Here is a 15,808-nt window from a genome sequence, read left to right on the forward strand (position 1 = left end):
AGGTGGGGCCGCGGCGGTCAGCCCGGGTGCACGACCGGGTCGGCGAGCTGGGCGGAGAGCACGGCGGGCGCTTCGGCGAGCGACGGGCCGTACCAGGTCAGGTGCCTGCCGGAGAGCAGGGCGCAGGGGATGCCGGGGAACGCCTCCGGCCCGTCGTCGGCGGTGAAGCGGTACGGCTCGTCGGGCAGCACCACCAGCTCCGGCGCGCGGGCGCGCAGCTCGTCGAGGCTCGGCCGCGGATAGCGCTCGGCGTCGTCGGCGTACGCGTTGGTGACGCCGAGCTGGCGCAGCACGTCGCCGGCGAAGGTGTCGGCGCCCAGCACCACCCACGGCCGCCGCCAGACCGGCACGACCGCCCGGCGGGCGGGTCGGTCGGCGGGCAGCCCGGCCCACGCCCGGCGGGCCACGGCGAGCCACTCCGGTTCGGCCGGGGCGCCCAGGTCGCGGAGCAGCTCCGCCAGTTCGGTGAGCGCCTCGTCGACGGTACGCGGGTAGGTCACCCGCACCGGCACACCGGCGGCGGTCAGCGCGTCGGCGTCCTCCCGGCGGTTCTCCTCGACGTTGAGCAGGACCAGGTCGGGTCGCAGCGCGCGTACCCGGTCGAGGTCGGGGTACTTGCTCCCGCCGACCCGCGCCACGTCCAGCCCGGCCGGGTGGGTGCACCAGTCGGTGGCGCCGACCAGCAGACCCGGCAGGGTCAGGGCGACGGCCTCGGTCAGCGACGGCACCAGCGAAACGACCCGCACCCCGCGCACCTCCCCGGTCCCGTGCGCCGGCCACCGGCGTACCGGTCGATCATGCCCCGACCCGCCGCAGGGGTCGCGGCCCGGCGTCCCTTGCGACGTCTCTACAACGTTGTAATACTCGGCTGGTCCCGTCAGGAGGTTCGATGAGGTCCCACTCCACCGCGCCCGCGCCGCGCACCGACCAGCCCGCCGCCCCCGCCGAGGAGGAGATCCCCCTGGAGGCGCTCGGCGACCTCTACCGGGACGGCATCACCGCGTGCCGGGGCGCCTTCGCCGTGGACTGGGTGGACCGGGTCGGCGAGGACATCGAGGCCGCCTTCCGGGAGGCCCGCTCCCGCCCCGACGGCGCGGTCGGCCGTGGTCCGCAGCGGTGGTACGTGGAGATCCACCCCGAGCAGCTGCGCGGCTTCGTCGACCTGGTGACCCACCCGTGGGTGGTGGCGGTGTGCCGGGCCGTGCTCGGGCCCGACTACCAGATCGTCGAGCTCGGTTTCGACATCCCGTTTCCCGGCGCGGCCATGCAGCCGTGGCACCGCGACTTCCCGATGCCGGAGGACACCCGCCGGCAGCGGCGGCTGACGTCGCTGGCCTTCAACCTCACCACGGTGGACACGGTGGAGGAGATGGGCCCGTTCGAGATCGCCCCGGGCACCCAGTGGGACGACGGAGGGGACTTCGACCACCAGATGTTCCCGCCCCGGGAGCGCTACCCCCGCTACGCGCAACGGGCGGTCCGCAAGTACCCGCAGCGCGGCGACATCTCCGCCCGGTCCGCGCTCACCATCCACCGCGGCACGCCGAACGTCTCCACCCTGTCCCGCCCGGTGCTGGTGCTCGGCGTCGACGCGCCGGGAGCGGGCAACGCCGACCACCACGACATGGCGGTCACCCGGGAGTACTGGGCGGGCCTGCCCGAGCAGGTGCGCGCGCACCTGCCCTGCCCGGTGGTCGACGCCCTGACGCCGATCCGGCAGAAGCACACCATCGAGGGCCTGGTGATGGGGGCGGAGTGACCCGGACGTCACCGAGCCTTGGACGGATCTCTCGCTGGAACAGCAAGCAACGCGTCCAGTTCAGGATCGGGCATGATTTCCCGAACCTCTTGTGCGCAGCGGCAAGCGGAGGCGAACTTGGCCGCCCACGTCAACGCCTCCTCGCGTGAGGCCACATCGATCACCACCAAGCCGCCAATGACCGCCTTGGTCTCCGGGTAAGGGCCATCGGTGACCGTTCCGTCCGTGGCTACGGTGCTTGCACTCTGGCGATCGGTTCCGCCGCCGGTCACGAACACACCGGCATGCACGGCCTCCCGCATCACCGCGTGCGTGGCCTTGTTCACCTCGGGGAGATCCTCGTCCCGGATGTGGTCCATCGAGCCGTCATCGAACGAAACCAAGTACCGCGTCATCCACGTCTCCGTTGTTCCGGCGGCTGCGTTTCGCCGCCTCTCGTCTGTCTACGAGCGACTCGCCACGATCAGATGCTATGCCAGAAGAACCTTGATCGGGATCTTCGCCGTTCGCGTCCGCCCGGTCCTCTACCGCCACAGCTGACAAAACCCTGCCGGGACCAGCGCTAAACCCGGCAGGCAAATACCGAGCCCTGAACGGATCTCGTGCTGGAGTACCAGGGCCGTCCTGTCGATTATGGAAGCCAAATGATGGCGCGGCGATGACAAGGCCGGCCCGGTAGAGGGATGCGGTTTCAGCTCGCCCCTGGATCGGCCGATGGCCTCGCCATCTCGCGCAGCCAGCGCTGCCGGGTCAGCGCGTACTCCACCTCGCCGTGCTCCGCGCCGTCGATCGTCTCCGGCCAGTCCCCGACGTACGCCCGCACGAGCCGTAGCCCGGACTTCTCCATGACCCGACGCGACGCGGCGTTGACGGACATTGTGTTCGCGGTGACCCGCTCCACGCCGAGCGCGGTGAAGCCCGTGTCGATCAGCGCCCGGCAGCCCTCGGTGGCGAGGCCGACGCCCCAGGCGGAGCGGCGCAGCCGGTAGCCCAGCTCGACCTCGCGGGAGTCGCCGTCGCGGGTCGGGCGGAACTCGAACCAGCCCAGGAAGTCGCCCGACTCGCGGCACAGCGCCGCCCACCACCCGAGTCCCGGCGGTCGCCGGTAGTGGGCGAGGATCCGGGGCAGGACGCGCTCCCGGACCGTCTCGGGCGGGGTGGGGCGCCCGCCGGTGAGGTACCGCATCACCTCGGGGTCACCGTCCAGCTCGACGAGCAGGTCGGCGTCGTCGGGGATGAACTCGCGCAGCACCAGCCGCCTGGTGGACAGGAAGACGCTCACCCGCCCATCCCACCGGCGCGGGCGGGTGACCTCAAGCGAATTGCGGCCGTACGGCCCGGGGGCACCACCACCACGCCGGCCATGATCGACGGCCTAGACTCGCCCCGGCCGACGCGTCGGCCTCCGATCGGCGGCGGGACGGACGGGTCAGGCGGATGACGGGCACCGGTGGTGGGGACGGCTCCTGGCTGCGCGCGGTCGCCGGGGACGGTGGGCGCGGCCCGCTGCTCGCCCGGGGCGGCCAGCTCGTGCACGGCCCCCGCCGGCTCGGCGAACTCGTGCAGGGGCGTCCGCCGGGCGTCACCGGCAGCCAGTGGAGCACGGCCAGCCGGGAGGGCTACGACCTCGTCGTCTGCGCCGCCGACACGGCCCGGCCGGTCTTCGCCGTCGAGATCGGCCCCGTCGCGGCCCCCGGCTCCGCCGGGCAGCGGGTCGAGCGGCTGAAGAACGCGGTGGCCGAGGCGGTCGGCCTGGCGGTGCTGCGGATCGGGTCGCCGACGCTGCGGGCCGCGGAGCACGGGCGCCGGATCGTGGCGTACGTGATCGACGCGCGCGCGTACGCGGCCCTCGGCGCGGGGGAGCCCGACGACACCGGGGTGCCCCCGGTCGGCTTCCGCGACATCCTCGGTCGGCTGCCCGACGGGCGGACCGGGCACGTCAACGACCTCGGCGCCCTGGCCCGGGCTGCCGCCGTCGAGGCGTACGTGGCGCGGCGGCTGGCCGACCCGATCGTGCGGGGGTTGCACGTGCGCTGGACGGGCGGGCCGGCCGAGGGGTGGAGCTGGGTGCGGGTGCGCCCCGACGCCTGCCTCGTGGAGCGGGTGACGGTGCACGCCCAGCGCGTCTCGGCCGGGGTGGATCCGGGGCGGCTGGCCGAGGACCTGGCGGCGGTGGCCGTCGGCGAGCGGCTGCGCGCGCCGGACGCCGCCGGGCCGGTCCTGACGCCCCGGGACGCGTTGCTCGCCGAGATCCGGCGGCTGGAGTCCCGGCACGGCGAGATGACGGGCGGCTTCGCGTTCGCCCACCTCTGCGCGGACTGACCGCTGCGCCTCGGCGCACCACCGGTCGCCGGCCCGGCGCACGTCACCGGGCGATGCCTGGGACCCTTCCGAATTCCCCGAATCGCGTTGAACCTTCGCGCCGGACGTCCCGTACTCCTGCGGGAATGGACAGGATCTCCCCGACCGCGCCGCGCGGCGCGGCGGACGGTGCGGAAAGGGCATCGTCGGCCATCGACGTGCCACCGGTTCGCCGCGACGGTCCCCGTCGGGGTGTGCCGCCTCAATTCCGTCGGTCCGCCGAGATCTCGAACCAACCACCGGATCGCGAAGGAGAGCAATTCGATGCGCAGGTCCACACGGGCGCGCCGGTCATCCGGTAGTGCGCGGAGCAAGCGACTGCTGGCCGTCGTCGGCACGCTCGCGGTCTTCGGCGGGATCGTCGCCGTGACCCAGATCTCGTCGGCCGAGGACCGCCGGTCGACCTCCACCCGACCGGCCTCCGCCACCTGCGTGGAGCCCAGCCCCGGCGCGACCGCGCCGAGCGGGCGGGGCACCAGCCGGACCTGGCAGGACGGCCGGTGGGTGCGCAACCACTGGGGAGACGGGCAGCAGTCGGTCGCCGAGTGCGAGCAGACGCGGGGCGGCGGCGCCGACAACGGCGGCTCGGCCGTGGCCTGCCCGGACGTGGCCAGCCGGCTCCCGCGGGTGCCCGACCGCGCCCGCGCCGAGGTCGACCGGAACCTGAACCTGTTGCAGACCCAGATCGCCGAGGCGGACCGGCGGCTGGCCGCCGAGGGCCGGCGGGGCGAGGAGTTCGTCCGCACCTCGATCCTCCAGCCGCTGGCCGGCAAGCGCCGGGCGACGCTGGAGCGGATCACCGTCGCGATCGACCGGGTGGGCCCCCGGCCGCAGGGCCTGGCCCGGCTCGCCGAGTGCCAGGTGGCCCCCACCGGCAACAACGGCGGCGGTAACAACGGTGGCGGTGGTGACAACGGTGGGCCCGGTGCCGGGCTGGGGGTGATCGCGAACGACTGCGACGACAGCCGGTTGCAGCCGCACGACGGTTTCCAGAACGGCAACCGCTGCGTCAGCACCGCGTTCGGCGAGGTCGGCGCCGCGGCGAACAATCCGTCGCTGCTGATCACCGAGTTCCCCGACCGGGTGAACGCGAACCAGCCGTTCACCCTCCGGGTCTCCACCCGCAACCTCGTGCGGGACCGCTTCCTCGCCGCCGGGCAGGGCGGGTACTACGTGGAGAGTTCGCTGCTCAACGAGCAGGGCCTGGTGCGGGGCCACTTCCACACCGCCTGCCGGATGCTGGACAGCCTCCGGCAGCCGCCGGAGCCGCAGGAGGTGCCGGCGTTCTTCGTCGCCACCGAGGACAGCCGTGGTGGCGCCGAGCCCGACGACGTGGTCATCCAGATCCCCGGGCTGCCCGGATCCGGCACCGCCCAGTGCGCGGTCTGGGCCGGCGACGGCTCGCACCGGGTGCCGATGATGGAGCGGGCCAACCAGACCCCCGCCTTCGACGTGGTGCGCATCGAGGTCGGCTGACCACCGGCCGGGGCCGTCCGGGGCGTACCCCAGCGGCCCCCGCCGGTGCGCTCACACCAGTGCCGCCGCCTCGCGCGGGGCCGGCGGCGTCGCGGCGGCCCGCAGGGCGGCGATCCGCCGGGCCCGGGGCCGGACCGCGGCGAGGTTGCCGGCGGCCACCAGCAGAGCCAACCCGAACAGGCCCAGCCAGAGGACGTCGGTGGAGAAGCGGGCGGCGACCAGCCCGCCCACCGTCGGCCCGGCGAAGCTGGCGAACGCGTAGCCGAGCGAATAGACGCCCTGGTAGCGACCGCGCTGCGCGGCCGGCGCCAGGTCCGCGGTCAGCGCCGAGTTCGACGGGGTCATCAGCATCTCGCCGAGCGTCCAGACGGCCACCGTGAGCGCGTAGAACCAGACGACGTCCGCCAGCGCGGTCAGGGCGAACCCGACGCCGATCACCACGACCGCGACCGCGATGGTGCGGGACCGGTCGAAGCGGCCCACCAGCCGGGGCACGAAGAGCTGTCCCAGCACGATCATCAGGCCGTTGACCGCGATGACCGGCCCGTACGCCGACGCCGGCAGCCCGTCGGCCTGCAACGCCACCGGGAGCATCACGCTGCCCTGGACGCAGAGCCAGGCCAGCCCGGTGAGGGCGGTGAAGGTCAGGAAGACCCGGTCCCGCAGCACGGTGCCGAGCCCGCCGGGGTCGGCGCGGGTGAACTGCCCGACGGTCACCGGGTCGGGGCGCGACTCGGGCACCTTCAGGCCGATCAGCGCGGCGGTGCCCAGCAGCACCGCCGCGTTGATCGCGAACAGCAGCAGCGGGTCGACCCGGACCAGCAGGCCGGCCACGGTCGCGGCGACGGCGAACCCGATGTTGATCGCCCAGTAGTTCAGCGTCAGCGCCCGCAGCCGGTCCCGCTCGCCCACCACGTCGATGATGGTCGCCGTGAAGGCCGGCCGGGCGACGCCGAGGAAGAGCCCGAGCAGCAGGGTCAGGGCCGCGAGCGCAGCCGGGTGCCCGCTGAGGCCCAGCGCCACCGCCGCGGTCGCGGCGGCGACGTTTCCGGCGAGCATGGCGGGCCGTCGCCCCCACCGGTCCGCGACGATCCCGCCGAGCACGCCCCCCGCCGCGCTGCCGGCCCCGTGCAACCCGATCACGATCCCGGCGTACGCGGGGCTGAGGTCGCGTACCGACACCAGATAGACGCCGAGGTAGATGGCGACGAAACTGCCCAGCCGGTTGATCAGCGTGGCGGTCCAGAGGTACCAGAAGGTGCGCGGCAACCCGCCGGCCGTCTGGCTCCACCATCGCGTCATCCGCCACCCCCGAGATCCGTGCAGGTAATGCTCGACAAAGCTGTCGCTCATTACACTCGGGAAGTTCGGCGGTCTCCGGTCGCACCGGTGCGATCGTGGCGATGATCACGGTCGTGAGGTCGGCGGGCGCCCGGTTGTCGGTCGGCCCGGGGCGTCCCGGAGACTCGCCGATGGCCGGAGCGGCTAATGGACCGGGCTGAGAATGGACCCGCGGCCGGGTGCGGCTCGTGCGAATGGATGGCCGTGGGAAAAGACCGGCGGGGCCGCGCTGATTCCTCAGCGTGACCCCGCGCGAGCCCGAGCGTGAGCCCGGCACCGGTCAGCGGTTCTTGTACGCCTCCACGACCTCGACCGGGATGCGGCCGCGCTCGGAAATCTTGTAGCCGTTCTTCGTGGCCCATTCCCGGATGGCCCGGTTCTGCTCCCGGTCCATTCCCGAGCCGCCCGGCGCGCCTGCCCGGCGGGGTGCCCGCCCGGTGTCGGCCGTTCCGCGACCGATTCGCCGGCCAGCGTTGATGTACGGGTCGAGGGCCTTGCGCAGCACGCCCGCGTTCTCGTCGGAGACGTCGATGGTGTAGGCCACGCCGTCCAGACTGAACTCGACGGTCCGGTCGGCCTTTCCACCGTCGAGGTCGTCGGTCAGGACCGTGATTACTTTTCTCGCCATCGTTAATTACTCCCTGTGTGGGGCGGGGTGTGGTCAAAGTTTGACGTATCCCATGGCGAATCCGCAACAATGCGCGTCGTGTTCATTTCGGCGGGTCGCGTTATCGCGGGAAAACGGCTGGACGCAAAGCCCGGGGTCAGTCGCCGAGCAGACCGGCGTGCCCGGCTAGCGCCGCCGCCTCGGCCCGGGTGGATACCCGCAACTTCCGCAGCAGCGCGGCCGTCATCCGCTTCACGGTGCGTTCCGAGACGTGCATCCGTTCGGCGATCTCGACGGTGCTGCGGCCCGCCGCGATGGCCCGGAGCATCGCCCGTTCCTCGTCGTCGAGATCGACCGGAGCCGCCCGGCCGGGACGCAGCAGCGCGCGGAGCAGGTGCCCCGGCAGCACCGCCCAGCCGTCGAGGACGGCCAGCAGCGGGGGCAGCAACTCCTCCGGCTCGGCGGTCTTCGGCAGGTAGGCCTCCGCGCCGGCGCGCAACGCCTCCAGGGCGGGGGCCGGGTCCTCCGCGCCCGACATGGCCACCACCCGCACCTGGGGCGTGGTGCGCCGGATCGCCGCCACGGCCCGGATCCCGCCCGGTGGCGGCATGTGCAGGTCGACCAGCGCCAGGTCGGGCAGGCATCGGCTGACCAGCGAGGCGGCGGCCGACGCGTCGCCGGTGGAGCCCACCACCTCCGCCCGCCCGTCGGTCGTGGCCGGCAGCAGCAGTTCCAGCCCGCGGACGAACAGCGGGTGGTCGTCCACCACGGCCAACCGGACGACGGGGGGAGCGGGCATGCCTGGTCCGTTCCCGAGCGGGTACCGATCATGCGGCCGAACGAGGGAGGTCGGGCGGATGCGCGGACGGCACGGGGGGCGGGGACCGCTGCGACTGCTCCGCTGGGCGGGGCCCGAACCCGGTCCGGCCGACGCGGCGGCGCTGGACACCGACCCGGAACTGCTGCTGCGCGTGCTCTGCCACGAGTTCCGTACCCCGGTCAGCGCCCTCACCTCGCTCACCCGGGCGCTCGCCGACGACAGGCTCCCGCTCACCGGTGACGACCGGCGTGCCATCACGGCCCTCGCCCACGAGCAGGCCGTACACCTGCAGGGCCTGCTGCGTGACGCCGCCGCCGGCACCGGGGCGCTGGCGGCGGCGGACCCGGCGGCACCGCTGGCGCAGGTCCTGCGCGGTGCGGCGGCCCTCGTGCCCCGCACCGGCGGCGGACCGGGGTGACACGGCGGGCCGGGGACTGCCCGGTGCCGCGGCGGCGGACCCGGCAGGTGGTGACCAACCTGGTGGAGAACGCGCTGCGGCACGGTCCGGCCGAGGGCCGCATCGGCATCCACGCCGCGCTCGGCCGCTCCGGCCTGCGCATCGTCGTCACCGACGAGGGGCGGGTCGATCCGCCCCTCGTCGAGGCGCTGTGCCGGCCCGCGCCCGGCTCCGGGGCCTCCGGGCTGGGGCTGTGGATCGTCCGGCGGCTGCTCGCCGCCGACGGCGGCCGGCTGCGCCTGCACCGGCTTCGGCCGCGCGGGGTGGCCCTCGAGGTGGTGCTGCCCGCGTTCCCGTCGACAGGTTGACCCCGCCGGGTCGCCGGTTGGCCCGATAGGGCCGCCCGTCGCGGGAACCGCCTCGGTGACAGCCCGACCGGCACCGAGGAGGACACGTGTTCAGCCACATCAAGGACCTGCAGTTCGAGGCCAAGCCGGACGGCCCGGACGCCGCGTTCGCCCGCCGGCTCCAGGAGATCCTGGGCGGCAAGTGGGGCGAGATGACCGTCGCCAACCAGTACCTCTACCAGGGCTGGAACTGCCGGCTGCCCGGCAAGTACAAGGACCTGTTCCTCGACGTCGGCACCGAGGAGATGGGCCACGTCGAGATGATCGCCACGATGATCACCCGGCTGCTGGAGAACGCGCCGCTGTCGTTGCAGGAGGCCGCCGCCGACAACCCGATGGTGGGGGCGATCTACGGCGGGTCGAACCCGGCGCACTTCATCCACGGCGGCGGCGGAGCGCTGCCGGCCGACAGCAACGGCGTGCCCTGGAGCGGCGCCTTCATCACCGCCAGCGGCAACCTGATGGCCGACTTCCAGCTCAACGTCACCGCCGAGGCGCAGGGCCGGCTCCAGGTGGCCCGGCTGTTCAACATGACCGACGACCCCGGGGTCAAGAACATGCTGCGCTTCCTGCTGGCCCGGGACACCATGCACCAGAACATGTGGATGGCGGCCATCGAGCAGCTCAAGGAGGACGGCCTGGAGGAGATGCCGGTGCCGGACGCGTTCCCCGACTCCAAGGAGTTCACCGAGCAGTTCAGCTACACGTACCTGGACTTCTCGCCGGGCACCGACGCGTCGGAGGGGCGCTGGGCGTCCGGGCCGGCGCCCGACGGCAAGGGCGAGTTCCGCTACGACCACAGCCCTCGCGCGCACGCCCCCGAGCCGGTCCTGCCGCCCGGCGACCCGCGGCTCTACGGCACGAACCCGGGCCTCGCCAAGGGCGCCGTCAACAAGGTCAAGAGCAAGCTCACCTGACGCCGTCGCGCCGGGTCGTCCGCGAGCGGCGGACGGCCCGGCGGCACCGCACCGGAGGAGGTGTGCCGTGACCGAACTCGTGCTCCGCCCGCTCGCGAACGCGTTCATGCAGGTGGGTGTCTACGTCGCCGTCATGGTGGCCTTCTTCGGCTGGCTGCGCTGGCGCCACGGCGACCGGGTCACCGACGGGCTCACCCGCCGGCCCCGCCTCGGTCCGCTGGTCGGCGCCCTGCTGGGCGTCAGTCCCGGCTGCGGCGGGGCGATCATCCTGATGCCGCTGTACGCCCGGGGCAAGGTCTCCTTCGGCACCGTGGTCGCCGCCCTGGCGGCCACCATGGGCGACTCGTCGTGGGTGGTGCTCGCCTGGAACCCGGTGTTCGCCCTCAAGATCCATGCGCTGCTCTTCGCGGTCGGCCTGGTGACCGGGTACGTCGTCGACGCGCTCGGCATCGACCCGGCCCGCGCGGTCGACCACCGGGTCGCCGCCGCGCCCGCGCCCGCACCGGTCGGCCTGGCCGCCGCGGGCGGGCCGGACCTCGCCGGGTCGCGGCGGCTGCTCGGCGGGCTGCTGCCCCGCGTGCCGGCGTCCACGGCGTTCTGGGGGTTGACCACGCCGGCGTTCGCGGTGTCGGTGCCGGTGGTCTTCCAGCTGGTCGACCCGGGCGCGCTGACCCGCTCCCTCGGGGGCGTCGACCCGTACCTGGCGCTGGGGGTGCTCGGCTCGCTCACCGCGGCGCTGATCTTCGGCGGGGGGCGCGGGAAGCTGGCCGACGACAGCCTGGAGACGGCGCAGCCCCGGTCGTTGCGGCAGACGCTGCGGCACAGCGCGCACGAGGCGTCCTTCGTCACCGTCTGGGTCGCCGTGGCGTACCTGGGCTGGCAGGTGGTGACCACCACGACCGGCTTCGACGGCTCGCAGCTCGCCCTCACCGGGCTCGTCGGCGTGCTGGTCGGCGCGGGCATCGGCCTCATTCCCGGGTGCGCGGTGCAGATCGTCTTCACCGGCCTGTACGTCAGCGGCGGCCTGCCGCTGCCCACCCTGGTCGCCAACGCGATCAGCCAGGACGGCGACGCGCTGATCCCGCTCGCCGCGCTGCGCCGGCACTCGGCGGCGCTCGCCACCGTCGTCACCACCGTTCCGGCGGCGGCCGTCGGCGCCGCCCTGCTCGTCCTGCTCTGATCCCGTACGGAGGGGAGATCCCGATGTCCGTCGCGATCCCGATCGCCCGCACCCGTCGCAAGCTCCTCGCCTTCGCCGTGCTGACCGGTGTCGCCGCGGTGGCCGGCCTGCCGGGCTGGACGGTCGCCGCGCTGGCGCTGACCTGCCTGGCGATCCCGCTCGCCGTGGCGGCCGCCGGGGGCGCCGGCCTGGCGCGGGAGCTGCTGCGCCCGCGGCGCCGCCCGACGGGCGCGGGTGGTCTGGGTCACAGCCCGGAACAAGGGGAACGATTTGTTACTTGAGTTGGACACGCTCAACTCAACGCGATAGCAGGTGTTCGATGGCAACTCTCCCGGTACTTCCCCTGACCGACGCCGTGCTCCTGCCCGGCATGGTGATCCCGGTGACCCTCGACCCGACCACCCAGGCCGCCGTCGACGCGGCCCGCGCCACCGGCGAGGGCAAGCTGCTCGCCGTGCCCCGCCTCGACGGCGAGTACGGCCCCGTCGGCGCGGTCGCCACCATCGAGAAGGTCGGCCGGCTGCCCAGCGGCGAACCGGCCGCCGTCGTCCGGGGCCTGTCGCGCGCCCGGATCGGCTCCGGCGTGCCCGGGCCCGGCGCCGCCCTCTGGGTCGAGGCGACCGAACTCGACGAACCCGCCCCCGCCGGCCGCGCCCGCGAACTCGCCCGCGAGTACCGCGCCCTGATGACGTCCGTGCTCCAGCAGCGCGGCGCCTGGCAGGTCATCGACGCGATCGAGCGGATGACCGACCTCTCCGAGCTGGCCGACTCGGCCGGCTACGTCTCCTGGCTCAGCCTCGCCCAGAAGACCGAGCTGCTCGCCGCGCCGGACGTCACCGCCCGGCTGGAGCTGCTCGTCGGCTGGGTGAAGGACCACCTGGCCGAGCAGGAGATCGCCGAGCAGATCAGCACCGACGTCCGCGAGGGGCTGGAGAAGTCCCAGCGGGAGTTCCTGCTCCGCCAGCAGCTCTCCGCCATCCGCAAGGAACTCGGCGAGGACGAGCCGGACGGCTCCGCCGACTACCGGGCCCGCGTGGAGACCGCCGACCTGCCCGACAAGGTCCGCGAGGCGGCGCTGCGCGAGGTCGGCAAGCTGGAACGCGCCAGCGACGCCTCCCCGGAGGCGGGCTGGATCCGGACCTGGCTCGACACGGTGCTGGAGATGCCGTGGGGCACCCGTACCGAGGACAACACCGACCTGGCCGCGGCCCGCGCCGTGCTCGACGCCGACCACGCCGGCCTGGCCGACGTGAAGGACCGCATCCTGGAGTACCTCGCCGTGCGCAACCGGCGGGCCGAGCGCAACCTCGGCGTCGTCGGCGGCCGGGGCTCCGGCGCGGTGCTCGCCCTCGCCGGCCCGCCCGGCGTCGGCAAGACCAGCCTCGGCGAGTCGATCGCCCACGCGCTCGGCCGCAACTTCGTCCGGGTCTCCCTCGGCGGCGTACGCGACGAGGCGGAGATCCGTGGCCACCGGCGCACCTACGTCGGTGCGCTGCCCGGCCGGATCGTGCGCGCCCTGCGCGAGGCCGGCTCGATGAACCCGGTCGTGCTCCTCGACGAGGTCGACAAGCTCGCCGCCGGCTACTCCGGCGACCCGGCCGCCGCCCTGCTCGAGGTGCTCGACCCGGCGCAGAACCACACCTTCCGCGACCACTACCTCGAGGTCGACCTCGACCTGTCGGACGTGCTCTTCCTGGCCACCGCCAACGTGGTGGAGGCCATCCCCGGCCCGCTGCTGGACCGGATGGAACTGGTCACCCTCGACGGGTACACGGAGGAGGAGAAGGTCGCCATCGCCCGGGACCACCTGCTGCCCCGGCAGCGCGAGCGGGCCGGGCTCACCGCCGAGGAGGTCGACGTCGCCGACGAGGCCCTCGCCCGGATCGCGGGCGAGTACACCCGCGAGGCCGGCGTGCGGCAGCTCGAACGGTCCCTGGCGAAGATCCTCCGCAAGGTCGCCGTGGCCCTGGCGACCGACCCGGCGCCGGTCCGCGTCGACACCGGCAACCTCGCCACCTACCTCGGGCGGCCGAAGTTCACCCCGGAGTCGGCGGAGCGCACGGCCGTACCCGGCGTGGCCACCGGCCTGGCGGTCACCGGAGCCGGGGGCGACGTGCTCTTCATCGAGGCGACCAGCATGGAGGGCGAGCCGGGGCTGACCCTGACTGGCCAGCTCGGCGACGTCATGAAGGAGTCGGCGCACATCGCGCTGTCGTACCTGCGCTCCAACGGGCGCCGCCTCGGACTCGACCCGAACGCCCTCGCCGGACGGCGGATCCACCTGCACGTGCCGGCGGGCGCGGTGCCGAAGGACGGCCCCAGCGCCGGCATCACCATGGTGACCGCCCTGGCGTCGCTGGCCAGCGGCCGGCCGGTGCGACCCGAGTTCGGGATGACCGGCGAGGTGACCCTCTCCGGTCGGGTGCTGCCCATCGGCGGGGTGAAGCAGAAGCTGCTCGCCGCCCACCGGGCCGGCCTGACCGAGGTGATCATCCCGGCCCGCAACGAGCCGGACCTCGACGACCTGCCCGCCGAGGTCCGGGAGGCGCTGACCGTGCACACCCTGGCCGACGTCGCCGACGTGCTCGCCCTGGCGCTGCGCCCGGCCGACGCCGACACCCGCCCCGATCCGGCTCTCGCCGCCGCCTGAGGCGTCGAGGAAGGGGCCCCGCCACGCGGCAGGGGCCCCTTCCTTCGTCCAGGGCGCGGGAAGGGGAAGGCCCCTGCCCACACCGTCCTAGCGGCGGTCGCGGCGGTCGAAGTCCCGGTCGCGGCGCTCGCGCCGGTCGGCCCCGTCGAAGCGGCGCTCGCCGCCGCCGTCGCCGTCACGGTCCCGGCGTACGGTCGCCTTGCGGCCCTTGATGGTGCTGCCACGCAGCCCCGCGATCACCTCGTCGGCGACGGTCTGGGGCACCTCCACCAGCGAGAACCGGTCGGCGATCTCGATCGAGCCGATGTCCCGGCCGCTGACCCCCGTCTCGCCGGTGATCGCGCCCACCAGATCCTGCGGGCGGACCCCGGCGCGCCGCCCCAGCCCGATGAAGACCTGGGTGGTGCCGCCGGTGCGGGGCCGGGCACCGCCCCGGCGCTCGCCCCGGCCGCCGGCCTCCGGCCGCCCCTCGCGCGGGCCCCGGACGGGGACCTGGGGGATCTCCTCCTCGTCGTCCGAGCCCGGCGACGTCGCCTCGTGGGCCAGCTTCACCGCCGCGAGGGCCACCTCCACCAGGTCGAACTCGTCGGTCAACGACTCGACGATCGCCCGGTACGGGTCGAGGTCGTCCTCCAGCAGGCTCTCCCGCAGCGCGCCCTGGGTCAGCTCCAACCGCCGGGTGCGCATGTCCGCCACCGTCGGGATCTTGTCGATGGCGATGCGCTGGCCGGTGACCCGCTCGATGGTCTTGAGCATCCGGTGCTCGCGCGGCTCGGCGAGGGTGATCGCCACGCCCTCCCGCCCGGCCCGGCCGACCCGCCCGATCCGGTGCACGTACGACTCGGGGGCCGACGGGACGTCGTAGTTGACCACGTGCGTGAGCTGCTCGACGTCCAGGCCACGGGCGGCCACGTCGGTGGCCACCAGCAGGTCCGCGGTGCCGGTGCGCAGCCGGCCCATCACCCGGTCGCGCTGCTCCTGGCTCATCCCGCCGTGCAGCGCCTCGGCCCGGTAGCCCCGGCCGTTCATGGTCTCGGTGAGCCGGTCGACCTCCTCGCGGCTACGGCAGAAGACGATCGCCGCCGTGGGGGACTCGACGTCCAGCACCCGGCCCAGCGCCGCCGGCTTGTGCGCCCGGGCGACGATGTACGCGCTCTGCCGCACCCGGGGCGCCTCGCCGGCCACCGGCTGCTCGCGGGCGATGAGGATGCGTACCGGGTCGGTCAGGTGCTTGCGGGCCAGCCCGTCGATGCGCGCCGGCATCGTCGCCGAGAAGAGCACCGTCTGGCGCTGCTCCGGCGCGTGCTCCAGGATCGCCTCGATGTCCTCGGCGAAGCCCATGTCGAGCATCTCGTCGGCCTCGTCGAGCACCACCGTGGCCAGCGAGCCCAGGTCGAGCGTGCCCCGGGCGATGTGGTCGAGCGCGCGGCCCGGGGTGGCGACCACGACGTCCACCCCGAGGTCCAGGGCGCGCAGCTGCCGGCCGATCGGCTGCCCGCCGTAGATCGGCAGCACCCGCGCGCCCAGGTCCTTGCCGTAACGGTGGAACGCCTCGGAGACTTGCACCGCGAGTTCGCGGGTGGGCACCAGCACGAGCGCCACCGGGGCGCCGCCGGGCCGGTCGTCGGGCATCCGCTGCAACAGCGGCAGCGCGAAGGCGGCCGTCTTGCCCGTACCCGTCGCGGCCTGGCCCAGCAGGTCCCGACCGGCCAGCAGGGGTGGGATGGCCTCCCGCTGGATCGGAGTGGGCTCCTCGTAGCCCAGGGCGGTCAGCGCGCCCAGCAACTCGGCGCGCAGCCCGAGGTCCGCGAAGGCGCTCGTGTCGTCGAGGGCGTCGGGGCCGGGCTCGGTGGGCGGGTCGTGCCGTACGGGTGCGGAACTCATGCCGTCAAG

16 protein-coding genes are annotated in these 15,808 nt (G+C 74.1%); 9 read left to right on the plus strand and 7 right to left on the minus strand.

Annotated elements, in window-relative coordinates:
• Positions 1-17 precede the first annotated feature (17 nt).
• A complete protein-coding gene (locus ACLQ22_RS16065) occupies positions 18-746 on the minus strand; it encodes a helical backbone metal receptor (protein WP_425692975.1) in 729 nt (242 codons plus the stop codon).
• Positions 747-889: 143 nt separating this feature from the next.
• Between ACLQ22_RS16065 and ACLQ22_RS16070 the strand changes: the two genes are divergently transcribed.
• Positions 890-1,759, plus strand: coding sequence for a phytanoyl-CoA dioxygenase family protein (locus ACLQ22_RS16070; protein WP_425692976.1), 870 nt, complete (start codon positions 890-892; stop codon positions 1,757-1,759).
• An 8-nt stretch (positions 1,760-1,767) separates the two neighbouring features.
• On the opposite strand, the gene ACLQ22_RS16075 is transcribed toward ACLQ22_RS16070, so the two are convergent.
• Both ACLQ22_RS16075 and ACLQ22_RS16080 read right to left on the minus strand, forming a co-directional pair.
• The gene (locus tag ACLQ22_RS16075; RefSeq protein WP_425692977.1) at positions 1,768-2,154 is read right to left on the minus strand and encodes a YciI family protein; all 387 of its coding nucleotides are present in this window, start codon (positions 2,152-2,154) and stop codon (positions 1,768-1,770) included.
• Positions 2,155-2,450: 296 nt separating this feature from the next.
• Positions 2,451-3,041 (minus strand): GNAT family N-acetyltransferase, encoded by a 591-nt coding sequence (locus tag ACLQ22_RS16080; protein WP_425692978.1) that lies wholly within the window; start codon positions 3,039-3,041, stop codon positions 2,451-2,453.
• 155 nt (positions 3,042-3,196) lie between these two features.
• Between ACLQ22_RS16080 and ACLQ22_RS16085 the strand changes: the two genes are divergently transcribed.
• Together ACLQ22_RS16085 and ACLQ22_RS16090 are read left to right on the plus strand one after the other, a co-directional pair.
• The gene (locus ACLQ22_RS16085; protein ID WP_425692979.1) at positions 3,197-4,081 is read left to right on the plus strand and encodes a hypothetical protein; all 885 of its coding nucleotides are present in this window, start codon (positions 3,197-3,199) and stop codon (positions 4,079-4,081) included.
• A gap of 303 nt (positions 4,082-4,384) precedes the next feature.
• Positions 4,385-5,596 (plus strand): hypothetical protein, encoded by a 1,212-nt coding sequence (locus ACLQ22_RS16090; protein WP_425692980.1) that lies wholly within the window; start codon positions 4,385-4,387, stop codon positions 5,594-5,596.
• A gap of 51 nt (positions 5,597-5,647) precedes the next feature.
• On the opposite strand, the gene ACLQ22_RS16095 is transcribed toward ACLQ22_RS16090, so the two are convergent.
• The 3 genes from ACLQ22_RS16095 to ACLQ22_RS16105 form a co-directional block, all read right to left on the minus strand.
• Positions 5,648-6,898, minus strand: coding sequence for an MFS transporter (locus ACLQ22_RS16095; RefSeq protein ID WP_425692981.1), 1,251 nt, complete (start codon positions 6,896-6,898; stop codon positions 5,648-5,650).
• A gap of 319 nt (positions 6,899-7,217) precedes the next feature.
• Entirely contained in the window at positions 7,218-7,565 is a 348-nt protein-coding gene (locus tag ACLQ22_RS16100; protein ID WP_121398678.1) for a histone-like nucleoid-structuring protein Lsr2, read from the minus strand.
• Positions 7,566-7,701: 136 nt separating this feature from the next.
• Complete coding sequence (locus ACLQ22_RS16105; protein WP_425692982.1) at positions 7,702-8,343, minus strand: response regulator transcription factor; 642 nt, start codon at positions 8,341-8,343, stop codon at positions 7,702-7,704.
• 58 nt (positions 8,344-8,401) lie between these two features.
• Between ACLQ22_RS16105 and ACLQ22_RS16110 the strand changes: the two genes are divergently transcribed.
• From ACLQ22_RS16110 to lon, 6 genes are all read left to right on the plus strand, one after another.
• Positions 8,402-8,782: a hypothetical protein gene (locus ACLQ22_RS16110; RefSeq protein ID WP_425692983.1), complete on the plus strand. Its 381-nt coding sequence runs from the start codon at positions 8,402-8,404 to the stop codon at positions 8,780-8,782.
• Between the two features lie 23 nt (positions 8,783-8,805).
• A complete protein-coding gene (locus ACLQ22_RS16115; RefSeq protein ID WP_425692984.1) occupies positions 8,806-9,129 on the plus strand; it encodes an ATP-binding protein in 324 nt (107 codons plus the stop codon).
• A gap of 86 nt (positions 9,130-9,215) precedes the next feature.
• Positions 9,216-10,085, plus strand: coding sequence for a manganese catalase family protein (locus tag ACLQ22_RS16120; protein WP_425692985.1), 870 nt, complete (start codon positions 9,216-9,218; stop codon positions 10,083-10,085).
• 67 nt (positions 10,086-10,152) lie between these two features.
• Positions 10,153-11,265 carry a putative manganese transporter gene (locus ACLQ22_RS16125; RefSeq protein ID WP_425692986.1) on the plus strand — a complete coding sequence of 371 codons (1,113 nt, stop codon included), beginning with the start codon at positions 10,153-10,155 and terminating at the stop codon, positions 11,263-11,265.
• A gap of 23 nt (positions 11,266-11,288) precedes the next feature.
• On the plus strand, positions 11,289-11,546 hold the full coding sequence (locus ACLQ22_RS16130; RefSeq protein WP_425692987.1) for a hypothetical protein: 258 nt from the start codon (positions 11,289-11,291) through the stop codon (positions 11,544-11,546).
• A gap of 38 nt (positions 11,547-11,584) precedes the next feature.
• Positions 11,585-13,915 (plus strand): endopeptidase La, encoded by a 2,331-nt coding sequence (gene lon, locus ACLQ22_RS16135; RefSeq protein ID WP_425692988.1) that lies wholly within the window; start codon positions 11,585-11,587, stop codon positions 13,913-13,915.
• An 87-nt stretch (positions 13,916-14,002) separates the two neighbouring features.
• On the opposite strand, the gene ACLQ22_RS16140 is transcribed toward lon, so the two are convergent.
• Complete coding sequence (locus tag ACLQ22_RS16140; RefSeq protein ID WP_425692989.1) at positions 14,003-15,799, minus strand: DEAD/DEAH box helicase; 1,797 nt, start codon at positions 15,797-15,799, stop codon at positions 14,003-14,005.
• Positions 15,800-15,808 lie beyond the last annotated feature (9 nt).

It is taken from the genome of Micromonospora sp. DT178 (assembly GCF_049841695.1).
Taxonomy (GTDB): Bacteria; Actinomycetota; Actinomycetes; order Mycobacteriales; family Micromonosporaceae; genus Micromonospora.

Excerpts from the sequence above, each read along its gene's own strand:
- ACLQ22_RS16130 (WP_425692987.1), top strand. The coding sequence starts at position 11,289 with ATGTCCGTCGCGATCCCGATCGCCCGCACCCGTCGCAAGCTCCTCGCC.
- ACLQ22_RS16140 (WP_425692989.1), bottom strand. The coding sequence starts at position 15,799 with ATGAGTTCCGCACCCGTACGGCACGACCCGCCCACCGAGCCCGGCCCC.
- ACLQ22_RS16070 (WP_425692976.1), top strand. The coding sequence starts at position 890 with ATGAGGTCCCACTCCACCGCGCCCGCGCCGCGCACCGACCAGCCCGCC.
- ACLQ22_RS16095 (WP_425692981.1), bottom strand. The coding sequence starts at position 6,898 with ATGACGCGATGGTGGAGCCAGACGGCCGGCGGGTTGCCGCGCACCTTC.
- ACLQ22_RS16105 (WP_425692982.1), bottom strand. The coding sequence starts at position 8,343 with ATGCCCGCTCCCCCCGTCGTCCGGTTGGCCGTGGTGGACGACCACCCG.
- ACLQ22_RS16110 (WP_425692983.1), top strand. The coding sequence starts at position 8,402 with ATGCGCGGACGGCACGGGGGGCGGGGACCGCTGCGACTGCTCCGCTGG.
- ACLQ22_RS16100 (WP_121398678.1), bottom strand. The coding sequence starts at position 7,565 with ATGGCGAGAAAAGTAATCACGGTCCTGACCGACGACCTCGACGGTGGA.
- ACLQ22_RS16085 (WP_425692979.1), top strand. The coding sequence starts at position 3,197 with ATGACGGGCACCGGTGGTGGGGACGGCTCCTGGCTGCGCGCGGTCGCC.
- ACLQ22_RS16090 (WP_425692980.1), top strand. The coding sequence starts at position 4,385 with ATGCGCAGGTCCACACGGGCGCGCCGGTCATCCGGTAGTGCGCGGAGC.
- lon (WP_425692988.1), top strand. The coding sequence starts at position 11,585 with ATGGCAACTCTCCCGGTACTTCCCCTGACCGACGCCGTGCTCCTGCCC.
- ACLQ22_RS16075 (WP_425692977.1), bottom strand. The coding sequence starts at position 2,154 with ATGACGCGGTACTTGGTTTCGTTCGATGACGGCTCGATGGACCACATC.